This window comes from Yersinia alsatica (assembly GCF_902170305.1).
Lineage (GTDB): Bacteria > Pseudomonadota > Gammaproteobacteria > Enterobacterales > Enterobacteriaceae > Yersinia > Yersinia alsatica.
In genome coordinates, this window is record NZ_CABHWW010000028.1 from 49,581 (window position 1) to 75,829 (window position 26,249).

The window sequence follows — 26,249 nt, forward strand, 5'->3', positions numbered from 1 at the left end:
TTAGCGAGTAAACCCAGATCTGGGCCGCTACTCAGTGACACTCTTACGTTTACACCAAACCAAAACCAGTGTGCCGACCAACCCCATCAGGAGTAAGACAATCGGCAGAATCATCAGCGCCGTCATGACCTGATTTTCATAATGCTTAACCAATGGAATATGGCTAAGAGCAAAGCCCAGCCCCACGACACTGCCTACCCACAGCAGCCCACTGAGCCAGTTAAAGAATTGAAAACGTGTGCTGTTCAGACCTGAAATACCCGCCAGTGTTGGCAGTAAAGTCCGCACAAAAGCCAAGAACCGGCCGATAATCAAGGCCGCTAAACCATGGCGAACAAACAAATTATGTGCACGCTGTCGATAATGAACGGGTAGCTGCAACAGCCACCTTTTTACTATTTTGGTATCACCGAGCCACAGCCCCTGCAGGTAACTTAACCAACAACCCAGGCTGGCGGCAACGGTCAAAATTATCATTGTGGGTAAGAATCCCATGACACCCTTGGCAATTAATGCACCCGCCAATAGCAACAAGCTATCACCAGGGAGGAAAGAAGCCGGCAGTAAACCATTTTCTAAAAAGAGGGTGGTAAAGAGAATGCCATAAATGACCCAAATCACATTCGGGTCGGCAAGTTTACTAAAATCCTGCTGCCATAAGGCATGAAGGATTTCGCGTAATACATCCATTTCTGTTCCTGTTTGCCTATCGTGTGAGGATATCGTTGTGAGGTCTTACACAGTGTATCCGTAATGGCGCAGATCCACATTGATCTTATCCTCAATAATTAAATTTTTGGGCGGATATATACGTGTCGTTGATACTATTTGTGTAAGAGAGGATTAATGCGCGGCCATTATCACCGCGCATTAACAAATCAGGTTGTGCAGTAGCGATTATCCAACTGCTTTAATGCGCTCAAATCCTGCCACCAAATCGTTCTGCAAGTCTTGCACATTTTCCAGGCCGATGTGAAGACGGAACAGAGTGCCTTTTATTCCCTCTGCTTCGAACTTGCGGATTGCACGGATATCCTTTGGCTGATAACCCAGGATTAAAGACTCAAAACCGCCCCATGAGAAAGCCATGCTGAAGTGGGTAAAGTGGTCAAGATAAGCTTCTAACTGCTGCTGAGTGAGCTCTTCTTTTAACTCAAAAGAAAATAAACCATTACAGCCCGTGAAGTCCCGCTGGTAAAACTCATGGCCCTTGCAGCCAGGTAGCGCCGGATGATAGACCGCAGCTACTTCTGGGCGTTGAGCCAGCCAGTTCGCTATTTCAATACTGCTTTTTTCATGTTGTTTTAACCGCACACTGAGAGTGCGTAAACCACGGCTGGCAAGATAGGCGGTGTCAGCATCAACCATTTGCCCCATCAGATAAGAGTCTTCCCGCAGCTGCTCCCAACATCGGGCATTGGCAACTGCAATCCCCAGCATCGCATCGGAATGGCCAATAATATATTTAGTACCTGATTGGATGGAGATATCAATGTCAAAATCCAATGCTTTAAACAGCACACCGGCTGCCCAAGTATTATCCATCATGATAATCATCTCGGGAGACACAGCACGGATGGCTTTCACAATCGCTGGAATATCTTGCACTTCCATGGTGATAGAGCCGGGTGATTCAAGAAACACCACTTTAGTTTGCGGGGTAATCAGCGCGGCTATTTCGGCCCCTATCATCGGATCAAAATAGGTGGTGGTCACATTCATGCGCGATAAAATTTTATCGCAAAAACTTTGTGCGGGTTCATAAGCAGAACCGGTCATCAGCACATGATCACCGGTTGAGACAAATGACAAAATGGCATTGCTAATGGCAGCGGCCCCACAAGGATAAAGCACACAACCGGCACCACCCTCCAATTCCGTCATTGCTTCCTGCAAGGAAAAGTGGGTCAGCGTGCCTCTACGGCCATAGAATAGCTCGCCATTTCCGCGATTAATGGTGGCATGCTTTTTTGCTTTCACTGAGTCAAAAACCAGCGAAGATGCCCGTTGGATAACGGTATTAACCGAGCCTTGGGTAAATCTCTTACTTCTGCCCGCGCTAACTAAGGTTGTTTCCAGTTTTTCTGTCGTAGGTTTATTTGCAGACATGATTGCGTTGTCACCTTTTTATAATCTGAGTCCATTATTCTTTGGACAGCATTCATTATTGGGATGTATTCCTTACGTTAGCATGATGATTGTGCTGTGAGAGCGGCTTTCACCATGAAAAAAACTCAAGAGGGTGACCCGCTGTTTTCTGTGGGTTTATCATGGAAAAATACTGTGTAAGTGGCGAAATAGGGTATTTATTAAGGAATAATAATTAGAGAGTAACCGCCTCAAACTTTACATTCCATGTCACTCAAGCTGTACAGCCAAGAATAGTTATCCGATTGTCACGCTGCGTTGTCCCTGATATCAGGGGAATTCTTATTTTTTCTCAAAAAATAGGCTCAAATACTAATGATAATTACTATCAATCCCCCATTTGTTTGATATGATCGGCAGCTGATTTCGTCCTTAAATTGATATGCATATTGGGTGGAGGCACAGCGTGAAAACAGCTGGCAAAGAGATTAAAGATAAATCATTCGTGCAAGGCCGAGTGATGAAAGGCGCGATGGCATTATTGCTGGTGGCAGGTTTAGCTGGCCATGCATTCGCCGCGCCTGGCAACAGTGGCGCAGTTGCTGCATCTGTTGCGACACCAACAACTGCAACATCAACACCGTTACCAACGCCGGAAATTACTCCGGTAGCAGCCACACCGGCCAATGCAGAAACAACCGCACCTGCGCCGATGGTTCAGCCGTTGATGGCTCCAGCACCGCAAGGTCTGGCGATGGACCTCTCGGTCTGGGGTATGTATCAGCATGCTGACGCGGTGGTTAAAGGTGTCATGATTGGTCTGGTATTGGCATCCATCGTGACCTGGACCATTTTGTTCTCCAAGGGTACTGAATTATTCCGCGCCCGTCGTCGCTTACAGCAAGAGCATGAAGTTATCGGTGCGGTAACGGATCTTGATACTGCATCTGAGCGGGCAGAGGCCTTCTCCACCGACAGTATCAGCGGCCTATTACTGCGTGAAGCGCAAAACGAGCGCCTGCTATCGGCAGAATCAAACGACAATAACGGCATTAAAGAGCGTACCGCTTTCCGTTTAGAGCGCCGAGTGGCGGCAATTGGTCGCCAAATGGGGAAAGGCAACGGCTTCCTGGCAACAATTGGCGCAATCTCACCCTTTGTCGGGTTGTTCGGTACGGTTTGGGGCATCATGAACAGCTTCATCGGCATTGCTCACTCACAGACCACCAATTTGGCGGTTGTTGCGCCGGGCATCGCCGAAGCTTTGCTGGCGACAGCTCTGGGCTTGGTCGCTGCAATTCCAGCTGTGGTTATCTATAATATTTTCGCTCGTCTGATTGGCTCTTACCGTGCACAGGTTGGGGATGTTGCCGCGCAGGTTTTGTTACTGCTGAGCCGTGACCTTGATTTGAATAGCAGCGCTGAAGCAAAGTCACCTAAGCTGCCTCACCAATTGCGTGCGGGGTGATTTATGGCTATGCGGATGAACGATAACCTCGATGAAAGTGGTGAACTGCACGAAATTAACGTGACACCCTTTATTGATGTCATGCTGGTATTACTGATTATCTTTATGGTGGCTGCACCATTGGCCACTGTTGATATCAAAGTCGATTTACCGGCATCTTCAGCAGTACCGCAGCCACGGCCAGAAAAACCGGTATTTCTGACCGTTAAAGCGGATAACCAACTTTATGTCGGTGACCAGCAGGTTGACCGCGATACATTGGCGGCCGCACTGGATAAAGTGACCCAAGCTAATAAAGAAACCACTATTTTCTTCCAGGCAGATAAAGTGGTGGATTATGAAACCTTGATGAGTGTGATGGATGCACTGCGTAAGTCGGGTTATCTCAAAGTTGGGTTAGTCGGTATGGAAGCGGCTGGTGCCGCAAAATAGTCAATGGCAGGCGCGGTGGAGATTACCGCGCCTGATATCAGTTCTTCGGTATATTACGGCCCACTTCAGTATCAATCCTGGCTAATGCCTGGTTAATACTTAGCTTCAGTTCAGAGACATTTTTAGCTAAGTAAAAATTCTTTTCTCCGACGCACTTTTTCCAATCTATATCTTCTTTTGGTATATATCCAATAGCAATAAATACCATTTTAATATTATTATCTTTAATTCTCTCACACATTCCCATATTAATGAGCTTCTGAGTAATATAAAAGTAATTTTCATTTCTAGCTTTTTTTGAGGATCTGTCTTCATCATCATTACTATCGTTACCATCAGAAAGGATAATCATTAATTTATCCCTGCTACTGTAGGTATTCTGAAATATATTATTTGCAGCCAAAATGCCTGAACTTACTAATGTCCCCCCTAAAGGGGCGGCGTTTAACACATCAGATATTTGTGACAGGCTTGTAATCTCATGGCCAAAAGTAATGGCACTAGACCCTTTCAAACATATGCCGCCATTAAGTAAATCCGAGAGTTTAATATTCATTAGCTGGTCGGGTTTATTAACGAGTCCTATTGATTTAATCGTTGCAGTGTAATCAATATTACTCTCAATAACTTCACGTATAATTTGGGATTCACTAATTTTACATGACGTATCAAGGTATTCAGATATCTTTTTTTCTACGTTTCCTTTTAATATTTCGTTAATTTCATTTTTAATTTTTTTGTGATCTTTATCTAGACATTCACCATATTTTATATTGTCAACACTATCAAGATTTTCTAACCCTGGAAATTGTTTTAATCTAGAAAGTGTGTATTTTTTTAAGTAATCAAAATTGGGAGTTGCTGCATTTGGAACGAATGGGAAGTGGCAATATTTTTCGACTTCCTCGTCATTAACAATATGGCTAGTAGATATCTTAGTTCCCCATGAGAACGGGACAAAACCAATGATATTAATATTGTCGTTTTTTTGTATTTTTTTATACAAATTATTAAATACTTTTCTTAAAGCCTCTATTTTTACTTGTTCATTGTTGGAATCATAGAATTTAAATTTCATAGAGCCTGAATAATCAGTGACAAATACCACATCGGTTGGTTCTGCAGCCTTAGCAATATACTTTATGGCCCGAGAATTATCATTGATGCTAACTTCAGAAGAGACTTTCTGAAATATTTTATTTAATATTTTGGTAGGGTAATGTATCGTCATGTCTACCTGGTACTTAATATGGTCTGAATGACTGGTTATATTTATTGCTGGTTTTGAAAATGTCTCATTGGGTAAATATGCTTTTGCATAAGCTATGACAAAATTTCTATTTTCTTCTTTTTTTATATTATCGCCATCAGGTGGTTCATCATTGTCAATGGTCAGTGCTAATGTTGCCTGTTCAATAGCATCCGAGAGTCGAGCCTTTTTTTGTATAAAATGAGAAATTTCAAAAGATAAAAAAAATAATCCTATAATAACAGGCAGAAAAAAAATAAATGACAATAATATAGCGCCATTTTCATTTTTTATAAAAATAAAAAATGTATTTAACTTTATATAGAGTGTGTTTTTTTTTAGCATAAATAGCCTTTACTATTCTGTTGTGTGTGAAATATTATTTAATAACCGTTCCACAGTGATAGAAGATGACTTTATGGCAATAGCTGGTCCATTTTGGTTTAATAGCGTGCTGTACCAAGATGCAGCGGGAAAGCATAATGTGACTTGATAAAGGGGGATCCATCTTCCTGCATTACTAAAGGATGATAAATGTGTTAACCCTCTCAGGGGAGAGTCTGGCTCACAGGAACCCACACTAAATGATAAGGTTTTGATATCATCACTTACCCTATTTTCAATATCAGGTAACTGGGGTTGCTTAAAATGTATTGTTTCTACTCTTAGTGCCAAATCATGACTGGGAATATTGGAGTTTAATAGCATGCTTTCAGCAAGATCTTTTAATTGATTAACTTGTTGCTGAGTTAATATATTATCACTATGATATAACTGTGATCTCTCTCTAATTATTCCTGCTAATGAATATGAAATACGATCTAATTTTCCTATGGTTGAGTAATGTTCGGCTATGGATATCATTGACTTTATAAAAAGTGCAATGATTAAAAAAACCAAGGAGAACTCAATTATCATTGCACCACAGGTATTTATAATGATATTCTTTGATTTATATTTCTTGTGCAAAAATAACCTCTCGTAATAATAGACTATTAGCCCAAATTGATGGAATAGGGAAAAAAACGGGACGATATAAATAGCTGACAGTATATTTTGCCAATGGTGATTTATTATCATCTGACATATTATTATTGATAATGTCATCTATACTTAGACTGAATTTAACGCTTGTTTTTACTGAGTTATCATCGGTGATAAAAGTACCTAATACTCCCTGCTGTGATAACAATGTTTTTTTCAATACGGTATTATAACTGTCACTGTCATTTCTCTGTTTATTTTTAGCTGACTTTACAGCTTCGGAAATAGCTAAATCTAAACTGGCAGAGGTATAAAATAGGCGAGTAATCTCCGCACTAAACAATAGCGTCACTATAAATAAAAAAAACACTATTGAAAATTCTATAGTAATTGAGCCTTTTCTTGAGTGAATAAAAGAGCGAGTTATTTTACTCATTATTCTAGCCTGCCAGAAATTTTATCTTGATAAGGATTATTAACTTGGCTTAACGCTAATATCAGCTCATCTGCATTTTTAGTCATTTTTTCAGCAATGATTATTTTTTTTGCATATTGTTTATCATCTAATTTAATTAATGAAAATACTAAATTATGTAACATTAGACTGTTTCTTTTACCTGCAAGGTAGTTTGGTAATAATATTCTTACTGCATCCGTATAACGATTGTCGAGTATGGCGATAACAGCAAGATTATTCATCGCTGTCTCATCTGAAATAAATAGAGCTCTTGATTTCTCAATGGCACTTTCAGCTTTAGCTATTTCACCATTACTTGCTAATATAATGCCATCCATATTATGAGCCTCAGCATTATTGGGTGAACTTGCCAATAGTTTATTTACAACAATGTGAGCTTCAGCATTATTATTTTCGTTGATAAGACTCTTGGCTTGCAATAAATGGATAGAGTCACTCTGCTTATGCGCTATTGGTTTGAGATAATATAGAGAAGATTTACTATCGCCGGACATATAATAAGCATTTGCTAATTTTAATCTGATATCATCATCTTCTGTTATTTTTAATTTATTACGGTATAAGGTAATTAACCCGCTATAATTATTTGCTTTAGTCAAAATACTTTCACGATAAGTAAATTCATTCTTACTCATATTATCGCTCCAAGAGCAACCATTTATTAGCAGTGTGAAAATTGAAACAATAATGGCCGTATTAAATTTCTTGTACATATGCGAGTATCTCCAATATACTAGGTGATATAACTAAAACGACAAATGGAATTAATATAAAGAGAAATAGTGGAAAGGTTAGCTTTGCTGATAACTTACTAATTTTCTCCTCTGTTACTAATAATTGTATTTCTCTTATGTCTTGAGATAAGTTGATCAACTGATCATAAACACTTGAGCCAAAACTAATACTGTATTGAAGAGCACTACAAAACATTCTTATTTCTACTGCACTAGAAGACTGATGAAGCTCTTTAATTGCTAACTCTAGCCCGTTTATTTCAGCTCGCTTTATCATCTTAAGCATGATCAGACTTAAATCTGAATTTATCAATTTAAACTTTTTTGCTGCATAACTTAGTGAATTATCAATTGTCATACCAGATTGAACACAGGCTGCAGTAATATCAATAAAGAAAGGCAGTGATTTAAGTACAGACTCAGTTCTTCTGGTGATAATATCCTTCATAATAATTTTCGGAAGATATAGAGTAGCTAATAAAGTTATTAATCCAATAGTAAAGAAGGTATTAAGATTAATAGCTATTATATTTGTTAATAACAACATGGCTGTAATGATAGAACTAGCAAATAAAATAAGTGATTTAGAATAAATGCTATTATCAAGAATTAATGGCATTTTTATAAATTGAGAAATTTCTTTGTGTTGATTGTTTATTTCATTTTTATTTTCTCTCTTTTCTTGTGACTTATCGTTGTTATTTACTCTATTATATATGGATATTTTGTTTTCCCTTGATTTTATTCTGGAAAAAAAATAAATTCCTAAAATAATTAACAAAATAAAAAATATTTTCATAGTGTCTTCCTTAGCATTTTTCTTATTATAAAAATTCCAATGGCTTCACTAATAATTATATAGTAAAAGATGATTCTTCCTGTTGAGTGATCCCAAATTGACTCTATGCTACTAGAATCAATAAAATAGAGTAAAAAAGAGAATACAAACGGCATGGCAGATATAATATTTACTGACATCCGAGTTTGAGCCGTGAGTACAGATTTTTTCTGCTCAGTCGTTTTATTTTTTGATATTACCTGGGATAATCTGCTAGTTAATTCTCTTAATTGTCCACCTTGTTGGATATTAAGTAAAATAATCATGGTGAGAAAATAAAACTCAGGATAATTAAAGCGTTGATAGGCATCATAAAAAACAGTTTCTGGTGACTCACCGAGATTCAACCTACGACAAATAAGAATAAGCTCATTGCCTAATGGCCCGCTAACTTCTTGTCCACAGCGTTCTAATATATGATTAATACTAGCCCCACTACTTGATGCCATATTTATCATTAAGAGAACTTCTGGAAAATCTTTTTTAAAAAGAGAGTAATGTCTCTTCCTTGATAGAGTTATTTGTAGATATATGATACTTACAGATATAAAAATAAAAATAATAGCAACATTTAATTTAAGAGTGAAAAAGTTGATTGTATAAATTAATATTGCATAGGCTATAGGAATAAATATATGAGGTTTATTTTTATCTTTAACTATATTGTGTAAGTACTGCATCCACTCTATATATATTTTTCTATATGATAAAATAAGGAAATATTTTTTTTCGGTTTTCTTGATGCTGGTTTTTTTTGTATTAATAATGGACTTTTTTATTTTAATCCATTTTAAATTAGTTAATAATAGCAATAAAATGCCAGAAAAAATTATTGTATAGTAAATCATTATTCCGCCACAGAAAATATGCTATTTAATTCATCTGATAAGTTATAGATACTCGCATTTATTCTAACGGAGGAGCGACTCAGTAATCCATGATTAATAAACTCACCTTGAATCTTACCCTGTTCGTCGCGCCCTGTATCTGGTTTAAATGAAAAAACATCCTGTAATATGATGTTATCACCTTCCATTCCCATGATTTCACTAATATGTCGAACTTTCCTGGTGCCATCACTCATTCGTGAAACTTGTATAATAATATTGATCGCCGACGCTATATTTCGCCGAATAGTAAATAACGGCATATTAACTGGCCCCATCATGATCATACTTTCCAAACGGGCAATAGCATCCCGGGGGGAGTTTGCATGCAGGGTTGACATCGAGCCATTGTGACCCGTATTCATTGCCTGAAGCATCTCAAAAGTTTCTTCACCTCGGCACTCGCCGATAATAATTCTATCCGGCCGCATTCTTAGTGAGTTTATGACTAAATCTCGCATACTGATTTGTCCGGTATTTTCCAGTCCTGCTAGTCGTGTTTCCATCCTCACTACGTGGGGCTGCTCTAGGTTTAACTCTGCTGCATCTTCTAAGGTAATCACTCTTTCATTTTTAGATATATATCTTGATAGGGCGTTAAGGAGTGTGGTCTTTCCTGAGCCAGTACCGCCAGAGATGACGATATTGACCCGACAACCGGCAGCAATGATCAGAAAATTAGCCATATCACTGCTCATTGCACCCATATCAACTAAGTCTTCTAATTTCCGCTTGTTATTGCTGAACTTGCGGATAGAAAGTGCTGTACCATCCAGAGCAATAGGGCTCATTGCTATATTGATCCGGCTACCATCAACTAAGCGAGCATCCGCCAAGGGGCGGCCTTCATCAATTCGACGATTGACTTTTTGCATTAAACGCTTGGCAATATCCGTCAGCTGAGTGTTATTAATAAAACGGCTATCAGTTAAGGATATCAATCCATAACGTTCAATAAATATTTTATCTGGGCCATTCACCATAATGTCACTGATAGAATCATCCTCCATCAGCTCCCTTAACGGCCCAAAGCCAGTAATTTCATCAGCAATCATTGCAATGATTTTTTTCTGATCCTGAGTGGTTATCTGGTATTCATTATCATTAAATAATTCATAAAATGTCTGAGTTAATAGGTTACTAAGTTTATTGTAGTCATCAACAAGATGCTCTACTTCATCTATATCAATATTAGCCAGCATTTTTTCACGGATTAACTCTTGAATAGTTAATGATACTTTCATGATTTATTTAATACCTTTTAGTGATAATATTATTTTATCTTTCCATTCTTGACTTCGTATTGAGGAATCAACTTTTATACCTAATGTATTTTTAGCCAAGGTGTTTATTTTTATTTTTCTTCTACCAAAGTAATTTTGGTCACTTAGTGAACTTTTTGTTTTATGTATATAAGGTATATGTATATCGATAGGGCGATCTAATAATAACTGTATGTCAGCAGTATCTAACATATTCTTTGTCACTGGCCTGCTTTCGTTTAGACACACTATTAATCGAATTACTTTCCTATTATCTCGTTTGAAACGGTCATATATGCTAATAAACTCTTTAGCTACACGAACTGATATCATACTATTATCAAGTAATATAATGATGCAATTTGATTGTTCAATATATTCTGTTATATTTTCTTTTGATGCATTATGAACAGATTGATCGAATACAATAAAGTTGTGCTTTTTATTTGTTCGGGCATCAAGCTCGCTGAATCTTTTCTCTTTACAGAACATGAGGTCAAAATTTTTCTGATACTCGGTTAGCTCTGCATTCATCTTTTTTTCGGTCATGAGGTCAAGATCCTGAGAACCCTGATTACCTTGTAACAATAGAGTGGGGGATTTTTTTATTTGATTAATCTCATTAGCTAAATGATAGCTAAGCAGTGTAGTACCAATACCCCCTTTACATCCAAGGACACTAATAAAAAAAGCTTTTCGTTCTAATTCTATCTGAATACCTTTAAGTAACAGTTGTGTTATCTCTGATGATTGTGATTGTATATTTAGATATAATATCCCTCGCTCTGTGAACTGTTGTGCAATACTAATTGAATCAATATCTCCAACTAATAAACACCAACAATCTCGCGGTGTATGACTCTTTATTAAGCTTAGTATTTTCTCTATATTATCATTATTTCCGATATCAATAATCATACCGATAGTTTGTTCAGGTAAATTAACTGATAGTGTAATAAATATATCTTTATCGATCTCTTTAATACTATTAAAGTCAGCTAGCCGTATTTTTTCAGATACTTTTTCTATTAGCCATGCACGTTGAGATATAATTGCAATGGTGTTTTTTGTTTTACCGTCTTTCTTGTTTATTAAATCTTTGTTTAGGATTAATTGCATATGCCACCGTCTTTAATGGATTTTTTCCTATTATTATTTACAGCGCATCCCATTTCACTGTCTTTAAAATGACGATAATCATTAACACTATAATTACAGACTTTCTGTTTTATGTCACAAATGCTATTTTTGTGTTTTAATAAAGTATTTATTTTTGAATGTGAGTTATTTACTAGAATATATGATCGCTCATTATCACTCGGTTGGATTGTTAGCGCTGCATGAGTTGTACTTGAGAAAACTATTATGCTACCTATTATTAATAACTTCATTTAATAAATCCTCCTTTACGTAAAAATTCCCTGGCAACTTTCTGTCTTTTTATTTCCAGTATGTGTGTAAAGTTAAAAAATCGTTCAAGTGTTGAGGTATGCATAAAATCAGGCAATTCGACTTCTTTTTCAGCAACGGGATTGACCAAATTTACCGTGGCGATGACCACCAGTTCAGTTTGACTTTGCTCGGTTTGCGCATTACGAAAAAATGCGCCTAATAACGGGATATCACCCATTAATGGTATTTTTTTAAGTGATTCTCTTTCGTTCCTACTGATGAGGCCACCCAATATAAAACTTTCGCCATCCCCTAATTCTAGTGTTGTTGCAGCTTTACGTGTTCTTATGGAAGGATAAGAGTCTCCACCATTAACATTGAATGTCTTACCTATGCTGCTAACTTCTTCATTTAAAGTGATACGGATACGTTTTTTATCATTAACTTTGGCACCGATATTTAATTTGATCCCAAATTCTTTATAATTAACCCCTGTACTATTTTGCGTCGTATTGACAATGGGTATTTCACCGCCCACGAGAAAGGATGCGTTTTCACCTGATAATACCGAGAGGTTAGGCTCGGCTAAGACGCGAGCAATAGCATCATCGTTAATAGCATGAACTAATGTACTAATGCCTTTTGCATTAAATTTAAATAATTGAAAAGAACCGACAGATTCACCGATAGTGCTCCAGTTTATCCCTATATTTTCAGTGAAATCTTTGGTGACTTCTGCAATTGTCAATTTCACATTCACCTGATTAGACTGGGATAATTTAATTTTATTGATAATTCCTGCATAGTTACTACTATCAAAGGGTTGGTTGTTGCTATTTATTTTTTTACTCCCCATAGCTTCACCAATAATGCTAGCAATGGTATCTTTAGCCTCTTCAGATTCTGCGGTTCCAGTCAGAATGTAACTGTTGCCTATTTTATTAATATCTATATCGCTGCCTGGATATTCAGCCTGTATTCTTTTATGTGCTACAGTAATAATATTATTAACCATTACAACGGATTTAGTGATTGCTTTATGGTCATGATTGAACAAAGTTAACTCTGCCATCCCTTCATTTTTAGCGTATACAATAACGCTATTTTTACCAATAAGTTCATAGTCAGCGATGGTCGCGGCAGAAACAAAAACTGTATTTATTTCATCTTGCGTATTAATAATGTATGACTCACCAGCAGATAGATACACTGGTTTAGCATTTGCTCCCTGCGTGGTTATCAAGCAAGCTATAGTGGCGAATAAAAAATGCCAACTTATATAGACTAATCTGTTTTTTTTCATCCTCTTAGTTCTCTTGTTGTACGAAGTTTAGGGATAATTTCATATAAATTACTATGTTTGGTGTTATCTTCGATGTTATAGCTTGGTATTAAAAATATATCACCTGATTTTTCTACTAAACGTATTAGGTCAAGATCTTTAGTTTTTATTATGACGGAAATATAACCTTTTGACGTTTCATTAGTCTTTTGATTTTTGTTGTTTTTTTCTGATAATTCCTCCGCAGAGTGCTTTTTTATTCTTACTACTTTCATATTAGATATAATTTCATTTAATGAATAGTTGCTGTTATTATTCATGTTCTTTGTATTAATGGTTATTTCGCTTCTCACGCCTTTATTTTTATCAGTTTCAAGAATTCTTAATTGTAATGAAATATCATCACCAATTTTTAATGTGTTTAACAAATATTCATCTTGCTGCCAGATACTGAATTTATAAATAACCTGATCTTTTTGTAAGCTCAAATGGATGAATTCATCACTATCAGGTGACACTAACATCTCTTTAGTAATATAAGATCCAATAACAATATTGTTTTTCAGTAAGTGACTATTAATATTGGTTGCTTCAGATATTGCATGTTTTATTAGATCGCTTGATTCCGGAACTGCTATTTTTTTTATAGTATAATCAGTTTTTTCTAATAGAGTTCCTGCAGATAAATCACGCGCTGCTTGTACTAGTGAAATGATGACTTCTTTTTCTTTCTTTTGTATGACTAACTTGCTTGTTTCTTTTTTATTATCTCCAAAATCTACCGATATACCGGTAATTCCTATGGCAATAATAAGAATTGAAAATAATAAAAGAAATTTACGATTCATAGTAATCACCTCTCGCTATGCTGAAATAGCTTACTTCACAACTAGTTAAATAGAGATAATAAAAAACCACTGGAAATAGCAACAGCATAAGGGACACCTCTCTGTTGAATATCTTTTTTATTAATTATCATACCTATAATCATGACGACGCCACCCATAATTGCAGTATAAATAATAAAATCCAGTGATTGTCCTGGGCTGAGGGAAAATAACAAAGCGACTATGAACTTTACATCACCTCCGCCGATAAGCTTGAAATTAAAAATAACATAACCAACCAGTAAGGCTATGAGTGGAATAATAACGCTAAATGTATTATGTAAAGCAAAACCTAAAGTTAATGTATTGATGGCTATAGCCATGTTATGTATGTTACTAATAACTCTATAGCGAATGTCTGTATAGCAAATTAAGAGTAGTTGTAATACTAATAGTATTAATAAGAATAATTTAATTATACCCATCACTTTCCTAATATAAAACATGGCAACAATGAGTTGCCATGTAATAAATTATAAAAACATTAAGGGAATAGAGCTACAATCTTATCGATAGTGGCAGTTACAATCTTGGTTAGTTCTGGTTTTGCTATTCCGATAAAGATACCCGCCATTGCAATAATCATCACGTATTCAATAATAGAGCCTCGTTGGTTTTTTAGAAACTCTTGAGATTTACGTTGAACAGTTGCACAGCCTTTGGTGATTGAGAACATCATGACTTATTTTCCTTGTTAAATATGTTGGGAATTTCCCGTTATATTAAGTTCTGATTAGGTATGTCGCTACTACCCGAATAGATATGTTTTATATTCGCCTCGTTCGTAGTGGTAGCTATTTAACGGTTTTTTTTTACGAAATTCATTTTTATCATCATCATTTAATCTTTTAAAATCATGCTTGTTTCAATGAGAGTATTAATAATTAGGCTTATCTCCATTGAATAAGATAATAATGACTAAGACTGAGAGGAATGAGAGCCAGCAGAAAGAAAAGAGGGCGAGTAAAGAGATCAATTTTTTCCAACGATGACTTTGCAAGAAACTTTGCTTGGTGTGAGTATGAGTCGCCACTGTCACCATACTATTTGCCGGTAGAGGAAGAGAATTTGCCTGCGGTTGTTCGGGCATAGTTGTTATTGAGCCAGGATCACCACCGTCTTGTAAGTTTTGTGGTTTTTCACCCACTGCTACCTGGCTAACAGAGCCAGTATAGCGCACACCTTTGCGTGGAATAGTATGGATAAGAGACTCTTTAAGCCCGACTTGAATAAATGCTTTACGCAGCATATAGAGTTGCCCGTAGTAGCTGCTTTCGCTAACTGCCCCACGTTGTTCTTTCCATACCTGATTAATAATTTGTTCTTTCTCAGTTACCCCATTAAGCAATAGTTGCAAGAATCGCAGGTTATTCTCAGTCAATATGACAACTGAACCATCAGGACCATTTAAACAACGTTGTGTGGGGGAAAATAGCACCGTTCCTTCTAATTTAAACACAATCTCATTTGTCTCCATATTGACTGCTACCTATCCTGTATAAGGTGTTTATTTATTCTTTGAGTACGTTAAGATTTTATCTTGCCGTGGGTAAGTTAAGTTTATCCTGAATGAATATTTCTCTTTGATATTTTGTATCGGGAATTTGGTTTTTACTATGTGATAACAAGATTAAGATTATTAATTTATTATTGATTTGTCTTTTTTAATTCTCAATCTTCTGTAATGGTAACTCGGCATATTCTGCATGATGCCATTTTAATTAACAAGATGGTATTGGTCGTAAATATAATATTTGTTATTTTTAGTTATCACTATTTCTTATTTGTATATTATATCCTTTATCATCATTGATGACTTTTTACTACTCTTCTGTATTTTTCATGTTTTTTTATATTTTTTAATTTTAATATGTTAAATATGATTTTTGTTATTAATTAAGTGGCATGGTTGGCGAATCTGTTGTTGCATATCTACCTTATGAGCATTGAGGTAAACTGTAATAGCCTTAATTATGCAATACCTTGAATTGGAGTGGGGCCATTATGACTATGGATCTGTTTTCCCAGTTACCGGGCGAACCTTGGACTGAAGAGTTGGCTCCGGGGGCAATGGTTTTGCATCATTATGCGCAGGAGCAAGCGCCGCTATTGTTAGCAGAAGTTACGGCAATTACCGAACTTGCTGTTTTTCGGCATTTAATTACCCCCGGTGGTTATCGAATGTCGGTTGCCATGAGTAATTGCGGCTCGGTGGGCTGGGTCAGCGATGCACAGGGTTATCGCTACAGTCCAATTGACCCATTAACAACAAATCCTTGGCCCGCTATACCACCCCGTTTTATGGCGCTAGCTATTTCTGCTGCGCGCGATGCGGGTTTTGCACATTTTCAACCCGACGCGTGCTTGATAAACCGTTACGAAGTCGGCGCTAAGTTGTCATTGCATCAAGATAAAGACGAGCTGGATTTACGCCAACCCATTGTTTCGGTCTCGTTAGGATTACCCGCAATATTTCAGTTTGGTGGATTGTCTCGTGAGGCAAAATGCCAACGAGTTTTACTGACCGAAGGGGATGTTGTGGTGTGGGGCGGGCCGTCTCGTCTGAATTATCATGGTGTATTGCCCATAAAACCGGGTTTTTCTCCCGGGGCGGGTGCGTATCGGATTAATTTGACCTTTCGTTGTACCGGGACGCTGAGAAGTTATGAGGTTCTAAATAGATAACCCCCAGTCCTGCCTGGCAGAACTGAGGGCTAGATGATGCTTATTGAGATCTTTACTGCTGTTGGCGGTCCTTTTTATGCAGCAACATATACACCGCCGGAATAACCAGCATCGAAAGCAGCGGTGCACTGACCATCCCGCCGATCATTGGCGCAGCAATACGTTGCATGACTTCTGAACCGGTTCCTCCTCCCCACATAATGGGAAGCAAGCCAGCCATAATAGTGGCGACAGTCATGGCTTTTGGCCGCACGCGCAGTACCGCACCTTCATGAATAGCCGCGCTCATCTCACTGGCCGTCATCGCCATTCCTGGCCGCTGATTTTTTTTCACCGCCTGATTAAGATACAGCACCATAATCACGCCAAACTCTGCTGCGACCCCCGCCAAAGCGATAAAGCCCACCGCCGCAGCTACTGAAAAGTTATATCCCAAACCATAAAGCAGCCACACCCCGCCAATTAAGGCAAAGGGTAGCGTTGCCATGATCAGGGCGGCATCGCGGACACTGCTGAAAGTGACATACAGCAGCACGAAAATAATCATCAGAGTCACCGGCAGCACAATTTTCAGTTTCGCGGTGGCCCGCTCCAGATATTCAAACTGCCCAGACCAACTGAGTGACACTCCCTCTGGCAGCTTCACTTGTTGCGCGACAGCCTGTTGCATATCGGTGACGGCTGATTTCAAATCCCGCCCACGTAAATCAACATAAACCCAGTCCGATAGACGGGCATTTTCACTTTTTAGCATTGGCGGGCCTTCAGCTACCTTGATATCTGCCAGTTCTGATAATGCCACTTGCCCACCACTGGCAGTCACGACCGGTAAATCACGTAATTTCTGTAGTGAATCACGTATTTCTCGCGGGTAACGCAAGTTGATGGGATAACGCTCACGCCCTTCAATGGTTTCACCGATGTTTTGCCCGCCAATCACCGTTTCCACCAGTGATTGCAACTCTTTGACTGAAACGCCATAACGGGCAGCCCGCTGGCGATCAATATCAATATCCACATAGCGCCCATCGGCCAAGCGCTCAGAGAGAGCCGAGGTTACGCCCGGTACTTTGCGCACCACTTGCTCAATTTGTTGTGCAACCTGCTCAATCTGCTGCACATTCTTACCATTGACCTTGATCCCTACCGGACTTTTAATCCCGGTAGATAGCATGTCCAATCGATTACGGATTGGCGGTACCCACAGATTAGCAATTCCGGGAATATTAACGGTTGCATCCAGTTCCTCGATCAATTTATCCATGGTCATGCCGGGCCGCCACTGCTCTTTGGGCTTAAAACGAATGGTGGTTTCGATCATGGTGAGTGGGGCGGGATCAGTGGCTGTCTCTGCACGCCCAGCTTTGCCAAATACCGTATCCACTTCCGGCACAGTTTTGATCAGGCGGTCGGTTTGTTGCAGTAAATGGCTAGCTTCCCGCACGGAAATCCCCGGCAAGGTCGAGGGCATATACAGCAAATCGCCTTCATCCAGCGCGGGCATAAATTCGCTACCCAGACGGCTGAGCGGATAGAGCGTCGCGAGTAACAATATGCCCGCAATCGCCAAGGTGGTTTTTGGCCGCGCCAGCACGGCGGTTAACACCGGATGATAAAGGGCAATCAAACCACGGTTAATAGGGTTGGCATTTTCATCAGGGATCTTTCCGCGAATAAAATAGCCCATTAACACCGGCACCAGTGTGATGGCTAAACCGGCAGAAACCGCCATGGCATAGGTTTTGGTAAAGGCCAGTGGGGAAAACATGCGCCCCTCCTGTGCCTGTAAGGTAAATACCGGAATAAATGACAAGGTAATTATCAATAAACTGCAAAATAGCGCTGGGCCAACTTCGGTTGCCGCCTGTTCTGAAATGCGCCAATAATCCTGACTGACGGGTGTTTGTCCGGGGTGATCCCGTCGCCATTGCTCCAATACTTTGTGCATGTTTTCGATCATGACGATCGCCGCATCGACCATGGCACCGATAGCAATGGCAATCCCCCCCAGGGACATGATATTGGCATTAACCCCCTGATAGTGCATCACAATAAAGGCACCGAGGATCCCCAATGGCAGGGTGATTATGGCCACCAACGCCGAGCGGAAGTGGAACAAAAACAGTGAGCAGATGACGGCGACGACTAAAAATTCTTCCAATAATTTAAACGACAAGCTATCGATGGCCTGAGTTATCAGTTGTGAGCGGTCATAAACCGGCACGATTTCTACCCCAGCGGGCAAACTGCGCTGAATCTGTTGCAGTTTCTCTTTCACGCCATTGATAGTTTCCAGTGCGTTTTTGCCATAGCGCATCACAATGATGCCGCCCGCCACTTCGCCTTCGCCATTCAGCTCTGCCACGCCGCGCCGCATCTCTGGCCCCATACGCACGCTGGCAACATCGGACAGTAAAATCGGAATACCATCACGGGCAGTTATCACAATATTCCTGAAGTCATCCAGAGTTTTCAGGTAGCCACTGGCTCGCACCATGTATTCGGCGGCCCCCATCTCTAATACTGAACCCCCAGCTTCTTGGTTGCTGTCGCTAATGGCGCTGGCTATTTGCTGATGGGAGAGATTCAGCGCTCGCATCCGTTCGGGGTCAAGCACCACCTGATACTGGCGCACCATACCGCCCACACTGGCCACTTCAGAGACATTTGGCACGGTTTTTAGCTCAAATTTCAGTGTCCAATCCTGTAGTGCGCGCAAGTCCGCCAGACTGTGTTTGCCGGTGCGATCAATTAAGGCATATTCATAGATCCAGCCGACGCCAGTGGCATCCGGCCCCAGTGAGGCCTTGGCTTCGGCTGGTAGCGTGGATTGTACTTGGCTAAGGTATTCCAGCACTCGTGAGCGCGCCCAGTAAGGATCGGTCCCATCATCAAACAATACATAGACATAGGCGTCGCCGAACATAGAAAAGCCGCGCACCGTTTTGGCTCCGGGCACTGACAGCATGGTGGTGGTTAGCGGGTAAGTCACCTGATCTTCCACCACTTGTGGTGCTTTGCCGGGATAACTGACGCGAATGATCACCTGTGTATCTGACAGATCCGGCAGGGCATCCAGCGGTGTCTGTTGCAGGGACCAAATCCCCCATGCCGCCATCATCACTGCCCCCAATAGCACCAACAGCCGGTTACGTAATGACCAGCGGATAATGGCAGCAATCATAAGTGGCTCCCATGAATATCCGTGCTGTTATTGGTTTTTACTGGCTTGATGTGGCGGATCTGTGCCCCTTCATCATTTAAGGTAAAGGTGAAATTAACCTGACTGCCAACCCTAATCTCTGGTGATAAATCGCCCGGAGGCAGGAGGAAGTCCATGGTCATCGCTCCCCATTTCAATGCCGCAATTGGGCCATGAGATAAGGTAATGGTGGAGCCGTTAATGGCGTTGACTTCCCCTTGTACCGAATAGATATCGACGGGGGTCGCTGTGCTGTTATCCATGACCGGATCTGGGGTTTCTGGCAAGTCATCCATTTGTGGCAGAGCACTTTGCAAACTGGCTTCCGAATCAATCAAGAATTGCCCAGACGTCACCACCTGTTGGCCACTGCTCAGCCCGGATTTGATCTCAACCCAGCCATCTTGAGTTTGTCCGGCACTGACCTCCACTGGCTTAAAGTGACCATTTCCTTGCGCCAGCAACACGCGGTTGCGGTTGCCTGTCATCAGCAAAGCTTCCTGCGGAATAGCCAGCACTGACTCAAGGTTATCTGATTGTGCCGATTGCACATTCAGGTACATACCCGGTTTCAACTTATGTTGCGGGTTCTCGAGTACGATCCTTGCTTTCAGCGTGCGGGTGGCGAGATCCATATTGGGTAATAATTCACTGACTTTACCGTGGAAAGTTTCCCCCGGCCAACTGGCGGTGGTGGCGGAAATTTCACTGCCAATAGAGACTAAACTGGCCTGTGACTGTGGATAATCCACGACGATCCACACCGGATCGAGACTGGCTAATTCAAACAGTGATTGGGTCGCTGTCACTTGTGCGCCTGCACGAATATCCAACTTACTCACATAACCATCGGCAGGGGAGCGCAATGTCACTCGAGTTTGTGGTTGGCCGCTTTTCTCTACACTACGAATCACCTCTTCTGGCATAAATTGCAGTTGTAGCCGTTGACGGGCGGCGGCGGTTAATGAGCTGTCGCCTAATTGCCGAATGGCCAGATATTCTTGCTGAGCGGCACTCCAATCGGGCACCCATAGCTGAGCCAATGGCTGGTTTTTCGTGACCGGTTGCTGGTCGGCTCGAACATAGAGTTGCTCGATGATACCGTTGGCCCGCGCCGCGATAACCTGCACACCACGTTCGTCCGTCGCCACTGTGCCGTAGCCAGCAAGGCGATAGTTGAGTGCGCGCATCTCTGCCGGGGCGGTTCGCACCCCCAAGTTTTGCTGCTGACGGGCGCTGATCGTCACGCCGCCATCTTCTTCGGTTTCACCGGCATAGCGCGGCACCAGTTCCATATCCATAAAGGGCGATTTTCCTGGTTTATCAAAACGTTGGCCGGGGGACATCGGATCATACCAGTAGAGCACTTTGCGGCTGTTTTCCGCGGGGGCGTCAGTGGCAAGCGCAGATGTGGCATGGGGCGCAGGCCTGCCTAATAGATAGCCAGTGAGGCCGCTAATCACGGCAACCGCGACTAAGGTCAGACTAAATAACTTTTTCATCGCACGCTCTCCTGCGGGGTCAGATAACGGATGGCGGCCCAGGTGCGGGCCAATTCACGGGCGGCATTGCTGGTATTTAGCTGGCTGTCGAGTAGGGCGCGCCGTGCTTCCAGCACTGAGCTCAAATCGCTTTTATTGGCTTGGTACTGCGCCATCATCAAATCAACACGTTGTTTTTGCAGCGGTAAAACCTCATTAGTCTGCCGCTGCCATAGTTGTTGCGTGGCCTGATACTGCGCCAGCAGAGTGTCGAGCTGTGCCCGATGGTCGCGGGTCAGTAATGTCAGCTGGTCATTGGCTTCCATCGTGCGCGAGACATCGGCGGCATAGTCTTTATCCTGGCGCTGTGAGCGGAACAGCGGCAGATCGACAGTAATCATCACGCCAGCCATATCTTCATATTCGTCCGCACGTTTGGCGTAATAGACTTCAATGCCGACATCGGGGGTGGCGGCAATAGCCGATTGTGCCGAGCGCGCTTTGGCGACTTCGGCCTCACGGCTGGCGAGTAAGATTTCTGGATGCTGCTTGATGGCATCACGCAAGACAGTGATATCAGCCGGTAGGCGGGTGAAAGAGGGCAGTGGGCCATTGATGTGCTGGACCTCAATACCGGTCAACTGAGTCAGTTGGGTCTGCGCCAAAGCCACATCGCGTTGCGCGGTGGTTAGCCTGTCTTGCATGGCAGAGAGTGTCAGACGTGCATCCAACACGTTACTGGGTAAAGTACCGCCGCTGGCAACGCCGGCACGTTGCAGCCCGACCTGTTTTTCACTCTCCTGCACCAAGATTTTGGCATCACTCACTGCTTGCTCGGTCAGCGCCAGATCCAGCCAGGCTTGCGCCGTCTCTTTTTGTAGTCGGGTACGAATGGTTTCACTGCCCGCCGCTGTTTTACGGGCTTCAGCACTCAGGGTATCGGCTTTTCTCTGGCGTTTATCACTGCTGACATAATCCTGCATGATACCCACCCGCTGCATCGTCATCCCCTCACGGGTAAAACGGCGGGCATTGTTGCCACCTACCGGCAGGTTTTCAATGCCAAATTTCAGTTTGGGGTCCGGTAGTTGGGTGGCAGAGCTTGCCATGTTCTCTAAGGCATTGACTTGATGCTGATTAGCCGATAATTCAGCAGAGTAGCGCTCGGCGGAAACCAGCGCCTGCTCCAGTGTGATATCGGCGGCATAGCCAATGGCGGGCAGACTAAATGCTGCCGCCATCAATAGACTGGCGAATCTCAAACGCAAGGTAGCCGAAGGCCGCACCTGCTGAGGGTGATTAAATTGAGGGTTCATTTTGGCTCCCGCCTTACGGTTGCTGGGCTGAAATGGCGGTGAGCTGATAGCCTTGTTCGGTCTGGCGGAAGCTGAATGTGACCTGGGCACCCACAGGAAGAGGGGCGGCCACCAGATTATCCGGCAGGTCGAAAGTCATGGTCATGGGGGGCCAGTTCAGGGCCGCAATTGCACTGTGGGCGATGGAAACACTGGCGGCATTCCAGGCTTTTATTTGCCCGCGAGAGTGGTAACTGTGGTTGTCAGTTGCAGCATTGTTGGCAGTTGCAGTATCGGCCATCATCGCCCCGTGGTCATGGGACATTGGCATGCTGTCAGCCATAGGAGTAGAGGCTGCGAAAACAGGGGTCGAGAACAGCGCCGCAGCGCAGAGCATAATGCCCGCAGTAGCGGAGACAGCGTGAGATAAGGTACTCATAGGAATAGCTCCAAAACATAAAGTAAACACAACACGACAAAATGGCGTGAATAACGTGGTTAAAAATGTCTGGATCTATTCTCTAAATCGGCAGAAGGCGATTTCAGTGGGGGGGCCGACAATGGGCGGGCTGTGCCAGTCAAAATGATGAACACGTGGCGTCTGTTGTACATCCGCCAACACTAATTCGGTGTGGGTCGGCAATGCTGCCAGCACCAGCATCCCGCTATCAGATTGAATAGAATCTGGCAGGCAGTGTTTATCACACAGCGAGTTTTGCGCCTGACCATGCGACATATCCATCATTGATGGCATGGCGTGCATTGAGTGTTGCACATTATCCGGCTGTAAATGCCCTTGATGCTGGGTAAATACCGGTGAGGCGGTCGGGGTTATATCGCATTGATGACCGGCGATGGCCAATTGTGCATTGAGGATCAGCCAGCAGGCAACCAGCAGCATACCGCACAGGCGCATTTTACTGGCGCGCATCCGGTGCATAAGCTGTGGTATTCCCTTAAAAGCTGGCATGGTTACCCTGAATAAGTGACGGCATTAAATAATGCTGTCAGCGAGTATAGGACTATCCCCCTGTTTTTAGAATGGTTTTGTCCAGTTGCACTGAATGAAATGAAAGGTTACTGAAACGTTAGTTGGCTGAATTTATTCACTTTATCATTAAACTAAGTGCCAAAAGAGAGTCGGCCAAGGGTGAAAATTTACGTATCTTTAAATAATTTTGCAGTAAAAAACGCGCCAGTTTACACCGGCGCGGAGAGTTAAATATCCGTTAACCTTACCAGGAATAGCTGACTGTCGCGGTAGCTACACGGCCACTACCGTAGAAACAGGCCGCTGTTTGTGCGCAACTGGCAACATATTCTTTGTTAAACACATTGTTGACGTTAACTTGCAAACTGGTGCCTTTCATTGCAGGCAAAGCTTGCCCCAGTTCATAGCGCATCATCCAGTCATACAGCGTTACCGCCGGGACTTTAAAGCTGTTTTTCGCATCACCCCAACTGGTGCCGATATAGCGCACGCCAACACCGGTGGATAAACCATCGACGACACCTTTATCGAAGGTATACATTCCCCATAATGAGGCGGAATGGTTAGGTGTACGGGCTGGCATTTTGCCTAATTCCGCCGGTGTCTTGGTTTCGCGAACTTTCCCTTTGGCGTAGGTATAAGCGGCAATCAGGTTGATATTGTCGTTAATCTCACTGTTTAACTGAGTTTCGATCCCCTGGGATTGCACTTCACCAATGGGGACGTTGTAGGCCAGCGCCTGATCGTATTGGCTGATATTTTTCTGGCGTAAATCATACAAGGCGGTGGTCAACAGAGTACTGCTGCCCGGTGGTTGGTATTTGAGACCAATCTCGACCTGACGTGCGGTTACTGGATCCAATGCCCCGGTACCCGGTGCGCCTTTGGCGGTGCTAGGTTCAAATGAGGTGCTGTAACTGACGTACGGAGAAATACCGGAATCAAAGGCATAGAGCACCCCAGCGCGGCCGGTGAAAGCATGGTCATCTTGTTGATCTTGCGTGACGGTTTTGCGGCTCAGAGTTTTCAACTGCGACCAGTCATAACGCCCGGATAACAGGAAGTTCCACTTATCCAGTTCAATCTGATCTTGTAAATAGATACCCACCTGATCGAGCTTGGTCAGATCACTGCTATTAAGTGATAAATCACTGTCTTTAATATTCAGGCCATAAACCGGTGACACCCAGTCCAGATTATATTTTGTCTGCACTGTGCCCATAAAGAATTGGCTATCAATACGAGTACGTTTGTAATCCAACCCGGTCAATACCGTGTGGTTCAATTGGCCGGTCCAGAAATCGGCTTGCAGCTGGTTATCAACGGCAAACTCAGCCGTTGTTTGGCGCTCAATTTGTGGACGGCGAGTCATGGTGCGGTTATCGGCCAGTAAATTCATAAAGACTAAGTATTTATAGTCTTGCTTGTTGTAGCTGTAGCGCAGGTTCTGACGGAATTTAAACGTGTCATTGATGTAGTGCTCAAGTGCATAGCCGACAGAAGTTTGCTCGCGTTCAGACTGATCAAATGAAGGGTCGCTGACGTTAAAATCGTAAGGGATTTTGCCGTACGCAGTACCAAACACGGTGCCGGTTGCTGGCAAGAAGTTACGCGAGCCGGCTTTGGGCTCTTTCTGATAACTGGTCAGTAGGGTAAAGGTTGTGTCTTCGTTCGGGATAAAAGTTAATGCCGGTGCAATAGCCAAACGCTCTTGTTTATAGCTATTAACCGCATCGTCCTGTTTTCTGCCAATCCCATTCAGGCGATAGAGAACTTTCCCTTCATCATCCAATACACCGCCGAAGTCGAAGGCGGCTTCTGCCAGGCTATTATTACCGGCACCGACCTGTACCTTATGAATACTTTCTGCGGTCGGGCGCTTGCTGACCATATTGATCAGGCCACCTGGGTTGACCTGGCCGTACAGCACGGATGCGGGGCCACGAATGACTTCAACTCGCTCCAGCAGCCAGGGATCAATTTGACCACCACGACGAGCGCCACCCAGAGAGTTATAACTTAAGCCATCAAGAAAGCGCGGTGCATAGCCGAAACCACGAATGATAACTTCGTCATTCATGTTAGAGCCGCCACGATATTCAGGTACCACACCTGCGGTATAGCGCAATGCCTGAGCCACTGAGGTTGCGCCCTGATCTTGCATTTGTTGGCTGGTAATAACGGCAACGGATTGCGGAGTGCGGATCAGTGGGGTATCGGTTTTGGTGCCGGTTGAACTATTTTTAGCGACGAAGCCATCATCTTGTTGTCCGCTGCCCGCTTTGGCAACAACCACTAATTTGTCTTCTTTTGCCGCTGCCGCGTCTTTGGCTGTGGTGGCAGCAAAAGCCGGGAGCGTCGGTATTAATATTAATGCTGAGGTGAATAATAAGGTTTTTGATGTATAGCCTGCCCGGAATGGCAATGTCCTTGACATTTTCTTGCCAGAAATATCAAACATGATTTATCCCTACCTAAAACATAATAAAAATATTTAAAGCCCATAAAGTGGGGCTTTGATGCCATCCGGGTTCTGTTATTGCCCGGTATGATTTAATGACTTATAAGAAAAAGTTTATCCATTCACTCAGTTGCGACACCACAATGCACCCAT

25 protein-coding genes are annotated in these 26,249 nt (G+C 42.3%); 3 read left to right on the forward strand and 22 right to left on the reverse strand.

All coding sequences use genetic code 11. From position 1 onward, the window contains the following. Positions 1–27: 27 nt before the first annotated feature. Both FTA96_RS17400 and metC read right to left on the reverse strand, forming a co-directional pair. Positions 28–690 carry a DedA family protein gene (locus FTA96_RS17400; RefSeq protein WP_050108584.1) on the reverse strand — a complete coding sequence of 221 codons (663 nt, stop codon included), beginning with the start codon at positions 688–690 and terminating at the stop codon, positions 28–30. 207 nt (positions 691–897) lie between these two features. Next, on the reverse strand, positions 898–2,109 hold the full coding sequence (gene metC / locus FTA96_RS17405) for a cystathionine beta-lyase (protein ID WP_050134218.1): 1,212 nt from the start codon (positions 2,107–2,109) through the stop codon (positions 898–900). Between the two features lie 445 nt (positions 2,110–2,554). Between metC and exbB the strand changes: the two genes are divergently transcribed. Then, entirely contained in the window at positions 2,555–3,556 is a 1,002-nt protein-coding gene (gene exbB, locus FTA96_RS17410) for a tol-pal system-associated acyl-CoA thioesterase (RefSeq protein ID WP_072078639.1), read from the forward strand. Between the two features lie 3 nt (positions 3,557–3,559). Then, on the forward strand, positions 3,560–3,988 hold the full coding sequence (gene exbD / locus FTA96_RS17415) for a TonB system transport protein ExbD (RefSeq protein WP_050108580.1): 429 nt from the start codon (positions 3,560–3,562) through the stop codon (positions 3,986–3,988). Positions 3,989–4,025: 37 nt separating this feature from the next. Here exbD and FTA96_RS17420 read toward each other — a convergent pair whose 3' ends face one another. From FTA96_RS17420 to FTA96_RS17485, 14 genes are all read right to left on the reverse strand, one after another. Continuing rightward, a complete protein-coding gene (locus tag FTA96_RS17420) occupies positions 4,026–5,582 on the reverse strand; it encodes a pilus assembly protein (RefSeq protein WP_145574410.1) in 1,557 nt (518 codons plus the stop codon). Between the two features lie 12 nt (positions 5,583–5,594). Next, positions 5,595–6,206, reverse strand: coding sequence for a tight adherence pilus pseudopilin TadF (tadF, locus tag FTA96_RS17425; RefSeq protein ID WP_235897516.1), 612 nt, complete (start codon positions 6,204–6,206; stop codon positions 5,595–5,597). Beyond that, on the reverse strand, positions 6,190–6,657 hold the full coding sequence (locus FTA96_RS23565; protein ID WP_050145747.1) for a TadE/TadG family type IV pilus assembly protein: 468 nt from the start codon (positions 6,655–6,657) through the stop codon (positions 6,190–6,192). Before FTA96_RS23565 ends, tadF begins: the two co-directional genes overlap by 17 nt. Beyond that, a complete protein-coding gene (locus tag FTA96_RS17435) occupies positions 6,657–7,412 on the reverse strand; it encodes a tetratricopeptide repeat protein (protein WP_050145746.1) in 756 nt (251 codons plus the stop codon). The genes FTA96_RS23565 and FTA96_RS17435 overlap by 1 nt, the downstream gene beginning before the upstream one ends. Further along, the gene (locus FTA96_RS17440) at positions 7,396–8,232 is read right to left on the reverse strand and encodes a type II secretion system F family protein (protein WP_050145745.1); all 837 of its coding nucleotides are present in this window, start codon (positions 8,230–8,232) and stop codon (positions 7,396–7,398) included. The genes FTA96_RS17435 and FTA96_RS17440 overlap by 17 nt, the downstream gene beginning before the upstream one ends. Continuing rightward, on the reverse strand, positions 8,229–9,119 hold the full coding sequence (locus FTA96_RS17445) for a type II secretion system F family protein (RefSeq protein ID WP_145538419.1): 891 nt from the start codon (positions 9,117–9,119) through the stop codon (positions 8,229–8,231). The genes FTA96_RS17440 and FTA96_RS17445 overlap by 4 nt, the downstream gene beginning before the upstream one ends. Continuing rightward, the gene (locus FTA96_RS17450) at positions 9,119–10,402 is read right to left on the reverse strand and encodes a CpaF family protein (RefSeq protein WP_050123381.1); all 1,284 of its coding nucleotides are present in this window, start codon (positions 10,400–10,402) and stop codon (positions 9,119–9,121) included. The genes FTA96_RS17445 and FTA96_RS17450 overlap by 1 nt, the downstream gene beginning before the upstream one ends. 3 nt (positions 10,403–10,405) lie before the next feature. Continuing rightward, positions 10,406–11,539 carry a pilus assembly protein CpaE gene (locus tag FTA96_RS17455; protein ID WP_050134231.1) on the reverse strand — a complete coding sequence of 378 codons (1,134 nt, stop codon included), beginning with the start codon at positions 11,537–11,539 and terminating at the stop codon, positions 10,406–10,408. Then, positions 11,530–11,811: a hypothetical protein gene (locus FTA96_RS17460; RefSeq protein WP_145574411.1), complete on the reverse strand. Its 282-nt coding sequence runs from the start codon at positions 11,809–11,811 to the stop codon at positions 11,530–11,532. The genes FTA96_RS17455 and FTA96_RS17460 overlap by 10 nt, the downstream gene beginning before the upstream one ends. Beyond that, positions 11,808–13,115 carry a type II and III secretion system protein family protein gene (locus FTA96_RS17465; protein ID WP_145574412.1) on the reverse strand — a complete coding sequence of 436 codons (1,308 nt, stop codon included), beginning with the start codon at positions 13,113–13,115 and terminating at the stop codon, positions 11,808–11,810. The genes FTA96_RS17460 and FTA96_RS17465 overlap by 4 nt, the downstream gene beginning before the upstream one ends. Then, positions 13,112–13,942: a CpaB family protein gene (locus tag FTA96_RS17470; RefSeq protein ID WP_145574414.1), complete on the reverse strand. Its 831-nt coding sequence runs from the start codon at positions 13,940–13,942 to the stop codon at positions 13,112–13,114. Before FTA96_RS17470 ends, FTA96_RS17465 begins: the two co-directional genes overlap by 4 nt. A 41-nt stretch (positions 13,943–13,983) precedes the next feature. Next, a complete protein-coding gene (locus FTA96_RS17475; RefSeq protein WP_145574416.1) occupies positions 13,984–14,406 on the reverse strand; it encodes an A24 family peptidase in 423 nt (140 codons plus the stop codon). Between the two features lie 59 nt (positions 14,407–14,465). After that, a complete protein-coding gene (locus FTA96_RS17480; protein WP_145538425.1) occupies positions 14,466–14,660 on the reverse strand; it encodes a pilus assembly protein in 195 nt (64 codons plus the stop codon). A gap of 198 nt (positions 14,661–14,858) precedes the next feature. Continuing rightward, a complete protein-coding gene (locus FTA96_RS17485) occupies positions 14,859–15,458 on the reverse strand; it encodes a winged helix-turn-helix domain-containing protein (RefSeq protein WP_050150772.1) in 600 nt (199 codons plus the stop codon). Between the two features lie 527 nt (positions 15,459–15,985). Between FTA96_RS17485 and alkB the strand changes: the two genes are divergently transcribed. Beyond that, on the forward strand, positions 15,986–16,666 hold the full coding sequence (alkB, locus tag FTA96_RS17490; protein WP_134957235.1) for a DNA oxidative demethylase AlkB: 681 nt from the start codon (positions 15,986–15,988) through the stop codon (positions 16,664–16,666). 52 nt (positions 16,667–16,718) lie between these two features. On the opposite strand, the gene FTA96_RS17495 is transcribed toward alkB, so the two are convergent. From FTA96_RS17495 to FTA96_RS17520, 6 genes are all read right to left on the reverse strand, one after another. After that, positions 16,719–19,850, reverse strand: coding sequence for an efflux RND transporter permease subunit (locus FTA96_RS17495; protein WP_145574418.1), 3,132 nt, complete (start codon positions 19,848–19,850; stop codon positions 16,719–16,721). Beyond that, entirely contained in the window at positions 19,847–21,370 is a 1,524-nt protein-coding gene (locus FTA96_RS17500; protein ID WP_145574420.1) for an efflux RND transporter periplasmic adaptor subunit, read from the reverse strand. The genes FTA96_RS17495 and FTA96_RS17500 overlap by 4 nt, the downstream gene beginning before the upstream one ends. Then, positions 21,367–22,665: a TolC family protein gene (locus FTA96_RS17505; protein ID WP_050108547.1), complete on the reverse strand. Its 1,299-nt coding sequence runs from the start codon at positions 22,663–22,665 to the stop codon at positions 21,367–21,369. The genes FTA96_RS17500 and FTA96_RS17505 overlap by 4 nt, the downstream gene beginning before the upstream one ends. Before the next feature lie 13 nt (positions 22,666–22,678). Next, complete coding sequence (locus FTA96_RS17510) at positions 22,679–23,083, reverse strand: copper-binding protein (protein ID WP_050123410.1); 405 nt, start codon at positions 23,081–23,083, stop codon at positions 22,679–22,681. 75 nt (positions 23,084–23,158) lie between these two features. Further along, complete coding sequence (locus FTA96_RS17515) at positions 23,159–23,584, reverse strand: hypothetical protein (RefSeq protein ID WP_050134241.1); 426 nt, start codon at positions 23,582–23,584, stop codon at positions 23,159–23,161. Positions 23,585–23,879: 295 nt separating this feature from the next. Beyond that, the gene (locus FTA96_RS17520; protein ID WP_050134243.1) at positions 23,880–26,096 is read right to left on the reverse strand and encodes a TonB-dependent siderophore receptor; all 2,217 of its coding nucleotides are present in this window, start codon (positions 26,094–26,096) and stop codon (positions 23,880–23,882) included. Positions 26,097–26,249: the final 153 nt, after the last annotated feature.